This window comes from Streptomyces sp. NPDC053427 (assembly GCF_044544985.1).
Taxonomy (GTDB): Bacteria; Actinomycetota; Actinomycetes; order Streptomycetales; family Streptomycetaceae; genus Streptomyces.
Genome location: NZ_JBITYA010000026.1, coordinates 1 through 18,034, shown reverse-complemented (window position 1 = coordinate 18,034; position 18,034 = coordinate 1). Strand labels below are relative to the sequence as shown.

Genomic DNA, 18,034 nt, shown 5'->3' with positions numbered 1-18,034 from the left:
GCCCGGTGCCGCTGCCGAACAGCCCCGCGCAGCGGCAACCAGCCCGCCGCAGGCGCAACGGCGAACAACCACCACGGCGGGACGGCCGACAACGTGGGGCCCAGGCAAAGCGCAGCGACAACGTGGGGCTAGGCCCCTACCGGGGCCACGGGCTCGGCCCCGCCGTCTCGGGGTCCGACGACCTCGGGCGACGGCGGCTCGCCGTGGGCGTCGACGGCGAGCGTCTTCTCGTCGAAGGGCGCCCGGCCGGCCAGTACTTCGGCGACCCGGGCCTTGTCGATCTCCTTGGTCCAGGTGCCGACCAGGACCGTGGCCACCGCATTGCCCGCGAAGTTCGTCAGCGCCCGCGCCTCGCTCATGAAGCGGTCGATGCCGACGATCAGGCCGACGCCGTCGACCAGTTCGGGGCGGTGCGACTGGAGGCCGCCGGCCAGCGTGGCCAGGCCCGCGCCGGTGACGCCCGCCGCCCCCTTGGAGGCGATGATCATGAAGACGAGCAGCGAGATCTGCTGGCCGAGGGAGAGCGGCTTGCCCATCGCCTCGGCGACGAACAGCGAGGACATCGTCAGGTAGATGGCGGTGCCGTCGAGGTTGAAGCTGTAGCCGGTGGGGACGGTGATGCCGACCACCGGCTTGCTGACGCCCAGGTGTTCCATCTTCGCGATCAGCCTGGGGAGCGCCGACTCCGAGGAGGAGGTGGACAGGATCAGCAGGAACTCCCGGGCCAGGTACTTCAGCAGCAGGAAGATGTTGACGCCCGCGACGAGGCGGAGCAGCGCGCCGAGCACCACGATCACGAACAGCAGGCAGGTGACATAGAAGCCGACCATGATGACCACCAGGGACTTCAGCGCGTCCAGGCCGGTCTCGCCGACCACCGCCGCCATGGCGCCGAAGGCTCCCACCGGCGCCGCCCACATGATCATGGAAAGCACCCGGAAGACCAGCTTCTGCAGATGCCCGACGCCGCGCAGCACCGGCTCGCCCGCCGAGCCCAGCGCCTGGAGTCCGAAGCCGACCAGCAGCGCCACCAGCAGCGTCTGGAGCACCTCGCCCTGGGTGAAGGCGGAGACCAGCGTGGTGGGGATCATGCCGAGCAGGAAGTCGGGCAGGGACTCCCCGCCGCCCTCGGTCTGGGCGTGGCCCGCGTGCCGCACGGTCTCGGTCAGGTGGAGGCCGGACCCGGGCTCCAGGATGTTCCCGACGACCAGGCCGATGGCCAGCGCGACGGTGGACATCACCATGAAGTAGCCGAGCGCCAGTCCGCCGACCGCGCCGACCTTGGCGGCCTTACGGACCGAGCCGACGCCCAGCACGATGGTGCAGAAGATGATCGGCGAAATCATCATCTTGATGAGGTTGACGAACCCGGTACCGAGCGGCTTGAGCTGCACGGCGACACCGGGCGCGGCAAAGCCCACGATGATGCCGAGCAGCACCGCGCCGATCACGGCGAGGTAGAGATAGTGCGTCCGGTCCCGCTTTCCTGGTGCGGTCTCCTTGGCGGTGCCCCCACGCGGCGGGGTCTGTGCAGCCACTGCTGCCTCCTCGGTTACGGCTGTGCGCTGATCTGCGGCTCTGGTGCACAACAAGTCCCGGCGACTATGCACGCCGCTGTGGCGCCCGTCACCCTTACGTGCGTTTCGTTCACGCAAAAGTGACCGCACGGACCACCGCGAAACTGACCGTGCAGACTGTTCCGTATGCGACTCCCCCGTCCCCGGCCGCCCCGGCGGCCGCGCCGCCCGCGCAGTCTGGCCGGGCAGCTGTTCGCCATGCAGGTGGTGCTGGTGGCGGCGGTCGTGGCGGGCGGCGCGCTGTTCGCGTATCTGAGCGCCCAGCGGCAGGCGGAGGAGACGGCGCGGCGGCAGACGACCGCCGTGGCCACCGCCGTCGCCGATTCCCCGGCGGTCGTGGCGGCCGCCCGTACGAAGGATCCGACGGCCGCGCTCCAGCCGTACGCCGAGCGGCTGCGGCGCGATGCGGGGGTGGACTTCGTGGTGGTGATGGCGCCGGACAAGACGCGCTGGACGCATCCGGAGCCGTCCGCGATCGGCCGGAAGTACCTGGGGCACATCGGGCCCGCGCTGCGCGGCGAGGTCGTCCCCGAGACGTATCAGGGGACGCTCGGGCCGTCCGTGCGGGTCGTCGCGCCGGTGCACGACCCGCGGCGCGGCGGCCGGATCACCGCGCTGGTCAGCGCCGGGATCACCATCGAGACGATCAGCGCACAGCTGCGGGACCAGGTGCTGGCGGGGATCGCGGCCGCGGCGGGCGCGCTGGCGCTCGGCGGACTCGGGACATACGTCATCAACGCCCGGCTGCGACGGCACACCCACGGGATGAACGCCGCCGAGCTGAGCCGGATGCACGACTACCACCAGGCCGCGCTGCATGCGGTGCGCGAGGGGCTGCTGATGCTCGACGGGCAGCGCCGGGTCGCCCTGATCAACGACGGCGGGCGGGAGCTGCTGGGGCTGTCGGAGGATGCGGTGGGACGGCTCGTCACGGAGCTGGGGCTGCCGCAGCCGCTGACCGGGGCGCTGCTGGCGCCCGGCCCACGCGTCGACGAGCTGCATCTGACCGCCGAGCGGGTCCTGGTCGTCAACTCCTCCCCCGTCTCCGGCGGCGAGCGGCGCGGCAGCGTCGTGACGTTGCGCGACCACACCGAACTCCAGGCGCTGTCAGGGGAGTTGGACTCCGTACGGGGCTTCGCCGAGGCGCTGCGCTCGCAGGCGCACGAGGCCGCCAACCGGCTGCACACCGTCGTCTCGCTGATCGAACTGGGCCGGGCCGAGGAGGCGGTGGACTTCGCGACCGCCGAGCTGGAGCTGGCCCAGGCGCTGACCGACCAGGTCGTCGGCGCGGTCGCCGAGCCGGTGCTCGCGGCCCTGCTGCTCGGCAAGGCGGCGCAGGCCAACGAGCGGGGCGTCGAGCTGACCCTGACCCCCGACAGCCGGATCGACGACGGCCTGCTGCCGCCCGGCCTGCCCGCCCGCGACCTGGTCACGGTGCTGGGCAACCTCATCGACAACGCCCTCGACGCCGCCGCCCCGCCCCGGCCGGGCGCCGCCGCCGTGAGGGTCACCGCGCGGGCGACGGAGGACGGCGAGCTGCTGCTCCGCGTCGCCGACAACGGGCCCGGGGTGGCCGCGGACGCCACCGAGGAGGTCTTCCGGCGCGGCTGGTCCACCAAGGCCGGGCCGGGACACGGCCTGGGCCTGGCGCTGGTCCGCCAGGCCGTGCACCGCAACGGCGGCACCGTCGCCCTCGACCGGGCGCCGGAGGGCGGCGCGCGGTTCACCGTCCGGCTGCCGCTGCACGCCGCCGACGGACCGGCCACGAGAGGATCCGCACGGTGAACGAGAGGAGGGGCCGGTGAGCGCCCCCGACATCCGGGTCCTGGTCGTCGAGGACGATCCGGTCGCCGCCGACGCACATGCGCTGTACGTCGGGCGGGTGCCCGGTTTCGCCGTCTCCGGCACCGTCCACTCCATGGCCGCCGCCCGCCGCCATCTCGACCGGCACGCCGTCGATCTGCTCCTGCTCGACCTCTACCTCCCCGACGGCCACGGGCTGCAGCTCGTACGGACGCTGCGGGCGGCCGGGCACACCGCGGACATCATCGCCGTCACCTCGGCCCGCGATCTGGCGATGGTGCGCGAGGGCGTCTCGCTCGGCGTGGTGCAGTACGTGCTGAAGCCCTTCACCTTCGCCACGTTGCGCGACCGGCTCACCCGTTACGCCGCGTTCCGGGCCACCGCGGGCGAGGCCAGCGGCCAGGACGAGGTGGACCGGGCGATCGCCGCGCTGCGTGCGCCGCGGCCGGCCGCGCCGCCCAAGGGGCTGACCGCCGCCACCCTGCGCGCGGTGACCGATGCCCTGCGGGCCGCCGAAGAGGGGCTGACGGCGGCGGAGGCGGCCGCCGGCGTCGGGATCTCCCGGATCACCGCCCGCCGCTATCTGGAGCATCTCGTGGAGTCCGGGCGGGCCGCCCGGACGCCGCAGTACGGGCAGGTGGGCCGCCCGGAATTGCGCTATCGCTGGTCGGGCCATTGACCGGCTGTGAGCGGTGACTTACTTTCGGCGGGCAACCCGCCGTGGTTCGTGGTTAGTTGGAGGTCGCCGTGCGCCCCACCGCCCCGCTGATTCTGCTCACCGCCGCCGTCCTGGCCGCCGGCACCCTCACCGCCTGTGGCAGCGGGTCCGGGAGCGACCGGAACACCGTCAAGGTCGCCTTCATCAAGGACACCAACGGCAAGGTCCTGGTCCGCGACCAGTACATCGGCCTCGTGGCCAGGGAATTCGAGAAGGCCAACCCGGGCAAGAAGGTCAAGCTCATCCCGATCCAGGCATCGGAGAACGACTACTACACCAAGATCCAGCAGATGATGCGCTCCCCGAAGACGGCGCCGGATCTGGTCTACGAGGACACCTTTCTGGTCAACTCCGACATCAAGGCGGGGCTGTTGCGGCCGCTGGATCGGCATCTGGCCGAGTGGGACGACTGGCGGCAGTTCGAGGCGAGCGCGAAGACCGCGGCGAGGGCGCAGGACGGCAGGACGTACGGGGTTCCGGACGGCACGGACACCCGGGGGCTGTGGTTCAACAAGAAGATCTTCAAGAAGGCGGGGCTGCCGGCCGACTGGCGGCCCGGGAACTGGGACGAGGTCCTGGACGCGGCCCGCACCGTCAAGCGCAAGGTCCCCGGCGTCATCCCGCTGAACGTCTTCACCGGCAAGGGCGCGGGCGAGGCCGCCGTGATGCAGGGCTTCGAGATGCTGCTGTACGGCACGGGCGAGCGGCCGCTCTACGACCCGGGCAGCAAGAAATGGGTCACCGGCAGCAAGGGCTTCGAGGACAGCCTGCAATTCATCGACACGGTCTACAAGGAGAAGCTCGGGCCCGACGTCTCCGACGCGCTCAGCCCCAACATCCAGACCAACGTGGCGGCCGAGCTGCTGCCCGAGGAGAAGCTCGCGATCGATCTGGACGGCTCCTGGCTCGGCCAGCAGTGGCAGAAGACCGGCGGCGGCAACCCGTGGCCCGAGTGGTCGACGACGCTCGGCCAGGCGCCGTTCCCCACCCAGCACGGCGCCGCGCCGGGCAAGGTCAGCCTGGCCGGCGGCTGGACGTGGTCCGTGCCGCAGAAGTCCCAGCAGCCCGATCTGGCCTGGAAGCTGATCGAGACCTTCCAGTCGAAGAAGAACGCCCTGGAATGGTGTGTACGGGGCGCGCAGATCGCGGTCCGCAGGGACGTCGCGGCCGACCCGCGCTATCTGAGGTCCGTCCCCGGCATCGGCTTCTTCACCGGCCTGGTCAAGGTCAGCAAGTACCGGCCCGCGCTGCCCGACTACCCCAAGGTCTCCGCGGCCATCGGCGAGGCGATGGAGGCCGTCACCGCCGACTCCGCCTCGCCCGGCCGGGCCGCCAGGGACTACGACGAAGCGCTGACGTCCCTCGTGGACGGCCAGGTCGTCGCCAAGCCATGACCGGCGCCGTCACCAGGACCGGCGCCAGGACCGGCGCCACCGCCGGGGCCGCGCGCCCGGCCCGCACGTCCCCCGTCCGCCGCGGCCTGCTGCGCTGGTCCCCCCTCGTCCCCGCCACCGTCCTCCTGCTGCTCTTCCTCGCCGGCCCCATCGGCTACTGCGTCTACCTCGCCTTCACCGACACCCAGCTGACCGGCCAGGAGTCCGCGTCCTTCGTCGGCCTCGCCAACTTCCGGCACGCGCTCACCGACCACGCCTTCGTCAACGCGGTGGTGCTCACCCTGGTGTTCACCCTGCTCTCCTCGGTCCTGGGCCAGAACACCCTGGGGCTGGCGCTGGCCGCCCTGATGCGGCGCGCCTCGCGGCCGCTGCGGTCCCTGACCGGCGCGATCGTGATCACCGCCTGGGTGGTCCCGGAAATCGTCGCCGGCTTCCTCCTCTACAGCTTCTTCCAGCGCCGCGGCACCCTCAACGCCGTCCTGGAATGGCTCCATCTGCCCACCCAGAACTGGCTGTTCACGCTGCCCATCCTGGCCGTGTCGTTCGCCAACGTCTGGCGCGGCACCGCCTTCTCGATGCTCATCTACTCCGCGGCGCTCGACGCGATCCCCCAGGAGGTCACCGAATCCGCCCAGGTCGACGGGGCGGGCGGGCCGCGGCGGCTGTGGCACATCACGCTGCCGATGATCCGCCGCTCCATCGGCACCAATCTGATGCTCAACACCCTCCAGACGCTCTCCGTCTTCGGTCTGATCTGGGCCATGACGCGGGGCGGGCCGGGCAACCGCAGCCAGACCCTCCCCGTGTTCATGTACGACCAGGCGTTCCTGAAGTCCCTGATCGGCTACGGCACGGCGGTGGCGCTGCTGCTGCTCGTGGTGGGCGCGCTGTTCTCGGCCGTCTATCTGCGCCTGATGCGCGAGGAGGTGTGAGGGGCGGCCGGGCCCGCCGTCGCCTCGCCGCCGACGCGGCGCTGCTGGCCGTCGCCGTCGCCTTCGCGATCCCGCTGGCCTGGCTGGTGTTGTCGTCCCTGGACGCCCACGCGACGCTGCGCGTACGGCTGCCGGAGTCGCCCACGTCGGAGAACTTCTCGGCCGTCCTGACGGACGACATCACCTTCACGCCGATGCTCAACAGCCTGCTGCTGTGCGGCGGCGCCACCCTGGTCACGGTCGTCTGCGCGGCGCTGGCCGCCTATCCGCTCTCCCGCTTCCGCGCCCGCTTCAGCCGCCCGTACCTGCTGACCGTGCTGTTCTCGACCTGCCTGCCGATCACCGCGATCATGGTGCCGGTCTACGGCCTGTTCGTCCGGGTCGACCTGATCGACACGATGTACGGCACGGCGCTGTTCCTGGCCACCGCCCAACTCCCGTTCGCCATCTGGCTGATGAAGAACTTCATGGACGGCGTGCCGACGGCCTTGGAGGAGGCGGCCTGGACGGACGGCGCCTCCTGGACCCAGACGCTGCTGCGGATCGTCCTGCCGCTGATGGGCCCCGGCCTCACGGTCGTGACGATCTACACCTTCATCATGATGTGGGGCAATTTCTTCGTTCCCTTCATGCTGCTGCTCTCGCCCGAGCAGCTGCCCGCGTCCGTCAGCGTCTTCACCTTCTTCGGCAACGAGGGCAGTGTGGCCTTCGGGCAGCTGGCCGCGTTCTCGATTCTGTACTCGACGCCGGTGATCCTGCTGTATCTGCTGATCGCGAAGCGGCTGGGCGGCGGGTTCGCGCTGGGCGGAGCGGTGAAGGGGTAGCCCGGGGCGCCGGCGGCCCGCCGTACCGTCCATTCGGTACGGCGGACTCCCCCTTACCCGCTTCCGACGTAGGAATCTACGAGTTAACAACTTGTTCATCCGCACCATAGGTGGACAAGCGCCACGTCACTTACCGTGTGCCCGTGAACACGCACGTCGGGGAGCCCCACCGGCCCCCATTCAACGCCGAGGCCGCGCGCCGGCTCCGCGAGGCCCTCGGTATGACTCCCGCCCATGTCGCCTACGGGATGGCGGCCGCCTACGGGCTGCGGGTGTCGCCCGCCGATGTCGCCTCGTGGGAGCGCGGCGACAGCGCCCCCACCGATGCGGAGCTGACCGCGCTGGCGGGTGCGCTGTGGTGCGCGCCCGGGGAGCTGCTGGGGACGCCCGGCACGCTGCGCGAGTACCGGCTGGCGCGCGGGCTCGCGGCGGACGACCTGGCCATGCGGATCGGCATGGAGCGACGTGCGTACGAGCGGCTGGAGGACGACGGCGGGTGGACCGGCAACGCGCGGCAGGCCGCGGCGCTCGGTGAGGCGCTCGAGCTGCCGCCCCCCGCGCTGATCCGGTTCACCGGGCAGGACGAAAAGCTCACCGAGCTGCTGACCAGCGCCGCCACCACGCGGTGGCAGGGCTGTGTGCGGCCGGTCGGCAAGCTCGTACCGCTTCCCAAGGAGCGGATCCAGGACGTGCTGCGGGAGCTGCACGAGGAGTACCAGGCCGGCATGGCCGCCACGCTCAACTGGGGCGGCGGGGGCAGCGCCGACGAGTCCGGCAGGGCGGGGCGGGCGTTCCTCGACCGGATCCTGGCGGAGTTCTGGGCGCGGATCGGGCAGTAGCGGCCCGCACGGTCCCCGCGGCGGCCCATCGGCCGAAGGTCAGACACGGGTCCCCCCACGGTAGGACGCCGGGGGCCGGCGTCGCACTTCCGACCGGTCCGGTATTGGGTCCCTGGGGCTGACGACCGGCCTGACCTGCGGATTCGAGAATAGGGACTGCGACAAGAACGAGTCGACCGTCCCCTTCCAGGAGTCCCCGTGTCCCATGCGGCCGCCGCTTTCCCCACTTCCACCGCCACCGCGGCCGTCGCCGCCCGTGCCACGGACCTGAGCAAGGTCTACGGCGAGGGGGAGACGCGCGTGGTCGCGCTGGACTCCGTCTCCGTCGAATTCGGCAAGGCTCGCTTCACCGCGATCATGGGGCCGTCCGGCTCCGGCAAGTCCACGCTGATGCACTGCATGGCCGGGCTGGACGGCATCTCCGCCGGCTCCGCCCGGATCGGCGACACCGAGCTGGCGACGCTGAACGACCGGCAGCTGACCCGGCTGCGCCGCGACAAGATCGGCTTCATCTTCCAGGCGTTCAATCTGCTGCCCACGCTGACCGCGCTGGAGAACATCACCCTGCCGATGGACATCGCGGGCCGCCGGCCCGACCGGCAGTGGCTCAACACCGTCATTGAGACGGTCGGTCTGTCGGGGCGGCTGACGCACCGGCCGGCGCAGCTGTCGGGCGGCCAGCAGCAGCGGGTCGCGGTCGCCCGGGCGCTGGCCGCGCAGCCGGAGATCATCTTCGCGGACGAGCCGACCGGCAATCTCGACTCCCGGTCCGGCGCCGAGGTGCTGGGCTTTCTGCGCGAGTCGGTACGGGCGATGCAGCAGACCGTGGTGATGGTCACCCACGACCCGGTCGCCGCGGGCTACGCGGACCGGGTGGTCTTCCTCGCCGACGGCCGCATCGTCGAGGAGCTGTACGAGCCGACCGCCGACGCCGTCCTGGACCGGATGCGGCTGTTCGACTCCAAGGGCCGTACGAGCTGACGCGGGCACCCCGCCCGCCGCGCCGTACGCGCGGCGCCGCCCTCCGTATCCGAGCACCGGACACCTGACCTCAGGACTGAACCCACCACCATGCTGCGAACCGCCCTGCGCAACGTCCTTGCGCACAAAGCCCGATTGATGATGACCGCGCTGGCGGTCCTGCTCGGCGTCGCCTTCGTCGCCGGCACCCTGATCTTCAGCGACACCGTCGGCGAGGCCGTGAAGAACGCCTCCGCCAAGAACCTCAAGGATGTCGCCGTCTCCGTGCAGGCCACCGAGGCGGAGCCGGATGCCCCCGACGCCGTCGACGCGGAGAAGGACGGCAAGCGGAGCACCGCCCTCGACAACAAGCTGGCGGACCGGATCCGTGCGCTGCCCGGGGTGGCGTCCGTACGGTCCGATGTCACCGGCGAGGCGACCCTCGCGGGCAAGGACGACCAGCCGATCGGCAACGGCTGGCAGAACCGAGCGGTCAACTTCCAGCCGGGCGAGGACGGCAAGGACAGCCGCTACCCGATGGCCCGGGGCCGCGGTCCGCGCAACGCGGGCGAGATGGCGCTGGCCGAGAGCACGGCGAACGCCGCCGGGTACCGCATCGGCGACACCGTGCGCTTCGCGACCGACGGGCCGGTGCTGACGAAGAAGCTGGTCGGGATCGTCGCGACCGACGACCCGCAGGTGACCGCGGGCGGCAGCCTGGCGCTGTTCGACACCGCGACCGCGCAGAAGCTGTATCTGCACCCGGGGCAGTTCGACGGGCTGGTGGTGGCGGCCACGCCCGGCACCGACCAGCGCGCGCTGACCGCGAAGGTCCGCGAGGTGCTGCCCAAGGACCGCGCCCAGGCGACCAGCGGCGCCGAACTCGCCGAGCAGCAGTCCAAGATGATCGCCGAGCAGAACAGCGCGCTGAGCCAGACCCTGCTGACCTTCGCCGGGATCGCCCTGTTCGTCGGGGTGTTCATCATCGCCAACACCTTCACCATGCTCATTTCCCAGCGCAGCCGCGAGATCGCGCTGCTGCGCGCGGTCGGCGCCTCGCGCCGGCAGGTCGTGCGCTCGGTGCTGGCCGAGGCCGCGCTGCTGGGACTGGTCTCCTCCGTCGTCGGGTTCGCGCTGGGCGCGGGCATCGCGGTGGGGCTGCGAGCGGTGCTGGACGCCAATGGCGCGGGCTTCCCGGACGGGCCGGTCGTCATCAGCCCGACCACGGTGCTGGCCGCGCTGGCCGTCGGCGTCGTGGTGACCGTACTGGCCGCCTGGCTGCCGTCCCGCAAGGCCGCGAAGATCGCCCCGGTGGAGGCGCTGAACACCGTCGAGGCGCCGCCCGCGCTGCGCAGCCTGGTCGTGCGCAACACCATCGGCGCGGTGATCACCGGCCTCGGCGTCGCCGTGATGCTCTACGTCTCCACCCTGAAGTCCGGCGACGATCTGCCGATCGCCATGGCGGGCTCGATGCTGACGCTGACCGGCGTGATCGTCCTGGCGCCGCTGCTGTCCCGGCCGCTGGTCTCGCTGGCCGGACGGATCACCACCCGGCTGTTCGGCATCGGCGGCAAGCTGGCCAAGGAGAACGCGCTGCGCAATCCGCGCCGTACGGCCGCCACCGCATCCGCGCTGATGATCGGCCTCACCCTGATCACCGGCATGACGGTCGTCGGGCACTCCACGCAGCTGGGCATGGACAAGATGGCGGCCACCAGCCTGACCGCCGACTACCAGATCCGGACCTCGACCTATGTGGGGCTGGACCCCGAGCTGTCCCGGAAGGTGGCGAAGGTGCCGGGCGTCGAGGCGGTGGCGCCGCTGCGCGGGGTGGGCTTCACCACGGACGGCGGTCGCGACCCCGAAGGCGGCTTCGGCTATCTGCGCGGCACGGACCTCTCCCAGATCGACAAGCTCACCCAACTCACCTTCACCCAGGGCTCGTTGGCCGATGTGCGCGAGGGCGGGATAGCCGTCTCGGAGGCCGGGGCCAAGGAGAACGGCTGGCGGGCCGGCGACACGGTGAGCGTCCGGTTCGACGGGAAGAAGACGACGAAGCTGAAGATCGCCGGCGTCTACAAGGAGAACGAGACGCTCGGCCGGTCCTTCGGCTCCCTGTCGCTGGTCGATCCGCACCTGACGCGGGTCAAGAACGACGAGCTGCTGGTGAAGGCCGCCGGCGGCGGCTCCCCCGAGCTGGTGAAGAAGATCCGGCACGCGCTCGGCGACAGCCCGCTGCTGAAGATCCAGAACCATGACGATCTGCGCAAGGAGACCGCCGGACAGATCGACACCGTCCTGAACATGGTCTACGGGCTGCTGGGCATGGCCGTCATCATCGCGGTGGTCGGCGTCGTCAACACCCTGGCGATGTCGGTGTTCGAGCGGACCCGGGAGATCGGGATGCTGCGTGCGATCGGACTCGCCCGCAGCGGGATCAAGCAGATGGTCCGGCTGGAGTCGGTGGTCATCTCGCTGTTCGGCGCGGTGCTCGGCATGGGCGTGGGCATCTTCCTCGCCTGGGCGGGCGGCAGCATGGTCGGCTCGTCGTTCCCGACGTACGAGATGGTGCTGCCCTGGGGCCGGCTGGGGCTGTTCCTGCTGATCGCGCTGGTCGTGGGCGTGCTGGCGGCGCTGTGGCCGGCCCGTCGCGCCGCCCGGCTGAACATGCTCCAGGCCATCGGCGCACAGTAGGCCCTCCGGGGGTGAGCGGAACACAGCGGCGGCGCGCCCGATGGCGCGCCGCCGCTTGCGTCGTGACGGACGGTCAGAAGACCGACTCGGCCTCGTCCATGCGGTGCGCGGGGACGGTCTTCAGCTCGGTGACCGCCTCCGCCAGCGGCACCATCGTGATGTTCGTGCCGCGCAGTGCGGTCATCCTGCCGAAGTCGCCGCGGTGCGCAGCCTCGACGGCGTGCCAGCCGAAGCGGGTGGCGAGCACCCGGTCGTACGCGGTGGGGGTGCCGCCGCGCTGGACGTGGCCGAGGATCACCGGGCGGGCCTCCTTGCCGAGGCGCTTCTCGAGCTCATGGGCGAGGGCGTTGCCGATGCCGGAGAACCGCTCATGGCCGTAGAGGTCGATGGCGCCCTTCTTGTAGTCCATGGTGCCGGGGGCCGGGTGGGCGCCCTCGGCGACGCAGACCACGGCGAACTTCTTGCCCCGGGCAAAGCGTTCCTCGACCATCGCGACGAGGTCGTTGACGTCGAACTCCCGCTCCGGCAGGCAGATGCCGTGGGCGCCGCCGGCCATGCCGGACTCCAGCGCGATCCAGCCCGCGTGCCGGCCCATCACCTCGACGACCATCACCCGCTGATGCGATTCCGCGGTGGTCTTGAGGCGGTCGATGGCCTCGGTGGCGACGCCGACGGCGGTGTCGAAACCGAAGGTGCGGTCGGTGGAGGAGATGTCGTTGTCGATGGTCTTGGGAACACCGACGACCGGGAGCCCGGCGTCCGAGAGCATCCGGGCGGCGGTCAGGGTGCCCTCGCCGCCGATCGGGATCAGGACGTCGATGCCGTAGTCCTTGGAGTGGTCCTTGGCGTCCTCGCAGGCCTCGCGGAGCCGGGCACGCTCCAGCCGGGAGGAGCCGAGGATCGTGCCGCCGCGGGCGAGGATGCCGCTGACCGCCTCGAGGTCGAGCTTGCGGAAGCGGCCGTCGAGCAGCCCGGCGAAACCGTCCTCGAAACCTATGACCTCATCGCCGTGACCGGTGAGGGCGCGGTGGACAACAGACCGGATCACAGCATTCAGGCCGGGGCAGTCGCCGCCTGCGGTGAGGACTCCGATACGCATCGTGCTGTGTCTCCTGTGCTCGCTGTTGGTTCTTGTGAGCCGGTCCGATTGTTTCATGAGCGCGCGGGCCCTGCCCTCACCCCGGAAGCCACCCCTACTGTCTCCTCACCGGACTCCTCAGGAGAAACTGAGAGAGCGGCTTACCCATCGGCGCAGGTATTGTCAAGAGGGGCAAGCTCACCATATCGGGTAATTTGACCTTGCGAGCTGCGGTAATGGCTGGCGAGCGGACGGAAGGACGGAGAGCACGCGTGACGCGCAGCGTGTACGTGACCGGGATCGACCGCGGCGACGGCCGCCAGGTCATCGAGCTGGGGGTCATGGAGCTCCTGACCCGCCATGTCGACCGGGTGGGCGTCTTCCGCCCGCTGGTCCACGACGACGGGCCCGACCGGCTGTTCGATCTGCTGCGGGCCCGCTACCGGCTCGCCCAGTCCGCCGACACCGTGTACGGCATCGGGTACGAGGAGGCCGCCGCCCTCCAGGCCGAACGCGGCACCGACGAGCTGGTCTCCCGGCTCGTCGACCGCTTTCACGCGGTGGCCAGGGAGTACGAGTACGTCCTGGTCCTCGGCTCGGACTACGCCGGCACCAACCTGCCGGCCGAGCTGGCCCTCAACGCCCGCCTCGCCAATGAATTCGGCGCCGCGGTGCTGCCGGTCGTCGGCGGCCAGGGCCAGGAGGCCGACTCGATACGCGCCGAGGCCCGTAACGCCTACCGCGCCTACGCCTCGCTGGGCTGCGATGTCGTCGCCATGGTCGTCAACCGGGTCGCCCCCGAGCTGCGCACCGCCGTCGTCGAACGGCTCGCCGCGCGCCTCCCGGTGCCCTGCTACGCGCTCCCCGAGGACGGCTCGCTCTCCGCGCCGACCGTCGGCCAGATCGTGCACACCCTGGGCGCCGAGGTGCTGCTCGGCGACGATTCCGGGCTCGCCCGGGACGCGCGGGACTTCGTCTTCGGCGGCGCCATGCTGCCGACCTTCCTCAAGGCGCTGACCCCCGGCTGCCTGGTGATCACCCCGGGCGACCGCGCCGACCTGGTCATCGGCTCGCTGGCCGCGCACAGCGCCGGCGCCCCGCCGATCGCCGGTGTGGTGCTCACCCTCGACGAGAAGCCCGGCCCCGACATCATGGCGCTGGCCGAGCGGCTGGCCCCCGGCACCCCGGTCGTCTCCGTACCCGGCGGGTCCTTCCCGACCGCGGGCGAGCTGTTCGCCGTCGAGGGCAAGCTGAACGCCGCCTCGCCGCGCAAGGCGGAGACCGCGCTCGGCCTGTTCGAGCGGCATGTGGACACGGTGGAGCTGACGAACCGTATCTCCGTCGCCCGCTCCGGCCGGGTCACCCCGATGATGTTCGAACACGAGCTGATCGAGCGCTCCCGCTCCGGCCGCCGCCGCGTGGTCCTGCCCGAGGGCAACGAGGAGCGGGTGCTGCGCGCCGCCGATGTGCTGCTGCGCCGCGACGTCTGCGACCTGACCCTGCTGGGCGACGACGAGGCGATCCGCAAGCGCGCCGCCGACCTGGCCATCGACCTGACCGGCGCCCAGATCATCGACCCCCAGACCTCCGAGCTGCGCGAACGCTTCGCCGAGCTGTACGCCGAGCTGCGCGCCCACAAGGGAGTGTCGTACGAGCTGGCCTACGACGTCGTCGCGGATGTCTCGTACTTCGGCACGCTGATGGTGCAGGAAGGGCTGGCCGACGGCATGGTCTCGGGCGCCGTGCACTCCACCGCCGCCACCATCCGCCCGGCCTTCGAGATCATCAAGACCAAGCCGGGCGCCCAGATCGTCTCGTCGGTCTTCTTCATGTGCCTGGCCGACCGGGTCCTGGTCTACGGCGACTGCGCGGTCAACCCGGACCCCAATGCCGAGCAGCTGGCGGACATCGCCATCCAGTCGGCCACCACCGCCGCACAGTTCGGCGTCGAGCCGCGGATCGCGATGCTCTCCTACTCCACCGGCACCTCCGGCTCCGGCGCGGACGTCGACAAGGTCCGCAAGGCGACCGAGATCGTCCGTGAGCTGCGCCCCGATCTGCTGGTCGAGGGCCCGATCCAGTACGACGCGGCGGTGGACGCGGCGGTCGCGCAGACCAAGCTGCCCGGCTCCGACGTCGCCGGCAAGGCCACCGTGCTGATCTTCCCGGACCTCAACACCGGCAACAACACCTACAAGGCCGTGCAGCGCTCGGCGGGCGCGGTCGCCGTCGGCCCGGTCCTGCAGGGTCTGCGCAAGCCGGTCAACGACCTCTCGCGCGGCGCCCTCGTCCAGGACATCGTCAACACCGTCGCCATCACGGCCATCCAGGCGCAGGGCGCCCGGCCCGGCGCCGGACACACCGCCTGAGCCCCCGCACACCACTCCCCCACCTCATCGGAAAGCCGTACATGACTGCCACTGCCACCCGCGTCCTCGTCCTCAACTCCGGCTCCTCGTCGGTGAAGTACCAGCTGCTCGACATGACCGACGGCACCCGGCTCGCCGTCGGCCTGGTGGAGCGGATCGGGGAAGAGACCTCGCGCCTGGCCCACACCCCGCTGGCCACCGGCGGCGCCAAGCGCGAGACGACGGGCGCGATGGCCGACCACGCGGCCGCGCTGAAGGCCGTCGCCGCGGAGCTGGCCGCCGACGGGCTCGGCCTGGACTCCCCGGAGCTGGTCGCGATCGGCCACCGGGTGGTGCACGGCGGGCTGAAGTTCACCGCCCCGACCGTGATCGACGATGCGGTGCTCAAGGAGATCGAGCGGCTGGTGCCAGTCGCCCCGCTGCACAACCCGGCGAACATCATCGGCATCAGGACCGCCCGGGCGCTGCGCCCGGACCTGCCGCAGGTCGCGGTCTTCGACACCGCCTTCCACACCACGATGCCGGAGTACGCGGCCCGCTACGCCATCGATGTGGAGACGGCCGACGCGCACCGCATCCGCCGCTACGGCTTCCACGGCACCTCGCACGCCTATGTCTCCCGCAGGACGGCGGCGCTGCTGGGCAAGGCGCCGGAAGAGGTCAATGTGATCGTGCTCCACCTGGGCAACGGCGCCTCCGCATCGGCCGTCCGGGGCGGCCGCTGCGTGGACACCTCCATGGGCCTGACCCCGCTGGAGGGCCTGGTCATGGGCACCCGCTCCGGCGACATCGACCCGGCGGTCACCTTCCACCTCAAGCGAGTGGCGGGGATGTCGGTGGACGAGATCGATGAGCTGCTCAACAAGAAGAGCGGGCTGATCGGGCTGTGCGGGGACAACGACATGCGCGAGATCCGGCGCCGGATCGACGAGGGCGACGCGCGCGCCGGGCTCGCCTTCGACATCTACATCCACCGGCTGAAGAAGTACATCGGCGCCTACAGCGCGGTGCTCGGCAAGGTCGACGCGGTGGCGTTCACCGCGGGCGTCGGCGAGAACGCCGCCCCGGTACGGGAGGCCGCCATCGCCGGCCTGGAGGAGATGGGCATGGCGGTGGACGCCGACCTGAACGCCGTACGGTCCGACGAGCCGCGGCTGATCTCGCCCGAGTACGCCCGGGTCGCGGTCGCCGTCGTGCCCACCGACGAGGAACTGGAGATCGCCCAGCAGACATACGCCCTGGTCAACGCCTAGACGTTGGTGTTTCCGCCCACCGGAATATTCCGCTCAGAAACAAACCGATAGGATTCCGCCATGCGCCGTTCCAAAATCGTCTGCACCCTGGGCCCCGCCGTTGACTCTTTCGATCAGCTCAAGACACTGATCGAAGCCGGTATGAACGTGGCCCGATTCAACATGAGCCACGGGACCCACTCGGAGCACGAGGAGCGGTACCACCGCCTCCGCAAGGCCCAGGAGGAGACCGGCCGCGCCATCGGCGTACTGGCCGACCTCCAGGGCCCCAAGATCCGCCTGGAGACCTTCGCCGACGGCCCGGTGGAGCTGGTGCGCGGCGACGAGTTCGTCATCACCACCGAGGACGTGCCCGGCGACAAGACCATCTGCGGCACGACCTACAAGGGCCTGCCCGGCGACGTCTCCAAGGGCGACCCGGTCCTGATCAACGACGGCAACGTCGCCCTCCAGGTCGTCGAGGTCGACGGCCCGCGGGTGCGCACCATCGTCATCGAGGGCGGGGTCATCTCCGACCACAAGGGCATCAACCTGCCCGGCGCGGCGGTGAACGTCCCGGCGCTGTCCGAGAAGGACATCGAGGACCTCAAGTTCGCCCTGAACATGGGCTGCGACATGGTCGCGCTGTCCTTCGTCCGGGACGCCAAGGACGTGCAGGACGTGCACCGCGTCATGGACGAGGTCGGCCGCCGGGTCCCGGTCATCGCCAAGGTCGAGAAGCCGCAGGCGGTCGCCAACATGCGGGAGGTCGTGATGGCCTTCGACGCGGTCATGGTGGCCCGTGGTGACCTGGCGGTGGAGTACCCGCTGGAGAAGGTCCCGATGGTGCAGAAGCGCCTGGTGGAGCTGTGCCGGCGGAACGCCAAGCCGGTGATCGTGGCGACCCAGATGATGGAGTCGATGATCACCAACTCCCGGCCGACCCGCGCCGAGGCCTCCGACGTCGCCAACGCCATCCTCGACGGCGCCGACGCGGTCATGCTCTCCGCGGAGTCCTCGGTCGGCGCCTACCCGATCGAGACCGTCAAGACGATGTCGAAGATCGTCGAGGCGGCCGAGGAGGAGCTGCTGTCCAAGGGCCTGCAGCCGCTGGTGCCCGGCAAGAAGCCGCGTACGCAGGGCGGTGCGGTGGCCCGCGCGGCGTGCGAGATGGCGGACTTCCTGGACGGCAAGGCGCTGGTGGCCTTCACCAAGTCCGGTGACACCGCCCGCCGCCTGTCCCGCTATCGCGCATCGCAGCCGATCCTGGCCTTCACCACCGAAGCCTCCACCCGCAACCAGCTCGCGCTGAGCTGGGGCGTGGACGCCTTCGTCGTCCCGCACGCCGACAACACCGACGCGATGGTCGACCTGGTGGACGCCGAGCTGCTCAAGCTCCAGCGCTACAGCAAGGGCGACACCATGCTCATCACCGCCGGTTCGCCCCCCGGTGTCCCCGGCACCACCAACATGGTGCGGGTGCACCACCTGGGCGGTCAGAGCGCCTGAGGCGCCCGTACGACGCAACGGCGGTGGGGGGGGCCGGGCCGGGGGGGGGGGGGGGACCCCCGCGAGAGTGGCGCGGGGGCGCGCGGGGGGCCGGGGCGCCCCCAC

General features: G+C 71.1%; 13 protein-coding genes. 11 read left to right on the top strand and 2 right to left on the bottom strand.

The window, feature by feature from the left end; all coding sequences use genetic code 11:
- Positions 1-128 precede the first annotated feature (128 nt).
- A complete protein-coding gene (locus tag ACIGWZ_RS39160) occupies positions 129-1,538 on the bottom strand; it encodes a cation:dicarboxylate symporter family transporter (protein ID WP_400072786.1) in 1,410 nt (469 codons plus the stop codon).
- A 165-nt stretch (positions 1,539-1,703) separates the two neighbouring features.
- Between ACIGWZ_RS39160 and ACIGWZ_RS39155 the strand changes: the two genes are divergently transcribed.
- The 8 genes from ACIGWZ_RS39155 to ACIGWZ_RS39120 all read left to right on the top strand — a co-directional run bounded on the left by ACIGWZ_RS39155 (position 1,704) and on the right by ACIGWZ_RS39120 (position 11,741).
- Complete coding sequence (locus ACIGWZ_RS39155; RefSeq protein WP_400072784.1) at positions 1,704-3,362, top strand: ATP-binding protein; 1,659 nt, start codon at positions 1,704-1,706, stop codon at positions 3,360-3,362.
- 16 nt (positions 3,363-3,378) lie between these two features.
- Positions 3,379-4,059, top strand: a complete 681-nt coding sequence (locus tag ACIGWZ_RS39150; protein ID WP_400072782.1) for a response regulator — start codon at positions 3,379-3,381, stop codon at positions 4,057-4,059.
- 68 nt (positions 4,060-4,127) lie between these two features.
- Complete coding sequence (locus ACIGWZ_RS39145) at positions 4,128-5,492, top strand: extracellular solute-binding protein (RefSeq protein WP_400072781.1); 1,365 nt, start codon at positions 4,128-4,130, stop codon at positions 5,490-5,492.
- Complete coding sequence (locus tag ACIGWZ_RS39140; RefSeq protein ID WP_400072780.1) at positions 5,489-6,424, top strand: carbohydrate ABC transporter permease; 936 nt, start codon at positions 5,489-5,491, stop codon at positions 6,422-6,424. Before ACIGWZ_RS39145 ends, ACIGWZ_RS39140 begins: the two co-directional genes overlap by 4 nt.
- Positions 6,421-7,248 carry a carbohydrate ABC transporter permease gene (locus ACIGWZ_RS39135; RefSeq protein ID WP_400072778.1) on the top strand — a complete coding sequence of 276 codons (828 nt, stop codon included), beginning with the start codon at positions 6,421-6,423 and terminating at the stop codon, positions 7,246-7,248. The genes ACIGWZ_RS39140 and ACIGWZ_RS39135 overlap by 4 nt, the downstream gene beginning before the upstream one ends.
- Before the next feature lie 137 nt (positions 7,249-7,385).
- Positions 7,386-8,087 (top strand): XRE family transcriptional regulator, encoded by a 702-nt coding sequence (locus tag ACIGWZ_RS39130; RefSeq protein WP_400072776.1) that lies wholly within the window; start codon positions 7,386-7,388, stop codon positions 8,085-8,087.
- 198 nt (positions 8,088-8,285) lie between these two features.
- On the top strand, positions 8,286-9,068 hold the full coding sequence (locus ACIGWZ_RS39125; protein WP_400072774.1) for an ABC transporter ATP-binding protein: 783 nt from the start codon (positions 8,286-8,288) through the stop codon (positions 9,066-9,068).
- Positions 9,069-9,158: 90 nt separating this feature from the next.
- Positions 9,159-11,741, top strand: a complete 2,583-nt coding sequence (locus tag ACIGWZ_RS39120; protein WP_400072772.1) for an ABC transporter permease — start codon at positions 9,159-9,161, stop codon at positions 11,739-11,741.
- A 73-nt stretch (positions 11,742-11,814) separates the two neighbouring features.
- Here ACIGWZ_RS39120 and ACIGWZ_RS39115 read toward each other — a convergent pair whose 3' ends face one another.
- Entirely contained in the window at positions 11,815-12,840 is a 1,026-nt protein-coding gene (locus ACIGWZ_RS39115) for an ATP-dependent 6-phosphofructokinase (RefSeq protein ID WP_400072770.1), read from the bottom strand.
- A gap of 251 nt (positions 12,841-13,091) precedes the next feature.
- On the opposite strand from ACIGWZ_RS39115, the gene pta reads away from it, so the two are divergent.
- Genes pta through pyk form a run of 3 tightly spaced genes read left to right on the top strand, consistent with a single transcriptional unit; the run spans position 13,092 to position 17,929 of the window.
- Complete coding sequence (gene pta / locus ACIGWZ_RS39110; protein ID WP_400072768.1) at positions 13,092-15,188, top strand: phosphate acetyltransferase; 2,097 nt, start codon at positions 13,092-13,094, stop codon at positions 15,186-15,188.
- 41 nt (positions 15,189-15,229) lie between these two features.
- Positions 15,230-16,441, top strand: coding sequence for an acetate kinase (locus ACIGWZ_RS39105; RefSeq protein ID WP_400072766.1), 1,212 nt, complete (start codon positions 15,230-15,232; stop codon positions 16,439-16,441).
- A 60-nt stretch (positions 16,442-16,501) separates the two neighbouring features.
- Positions 16,502-17,929 carry a pyruvate kinase gene (gene pyk, locus ACIGWZ_RS39100; protein WP_400072764.1) on the top strand — a complete coding sequence of 476 codons (1,428 nt, stop codon included), beginning with the start codon at positions 16,502-16,504 and terminating at the stop codon, positions 17,927-17,929.
- The last annotated feature ends 105 nt before the right edge of the window (positions 17,930-18,034 follow it).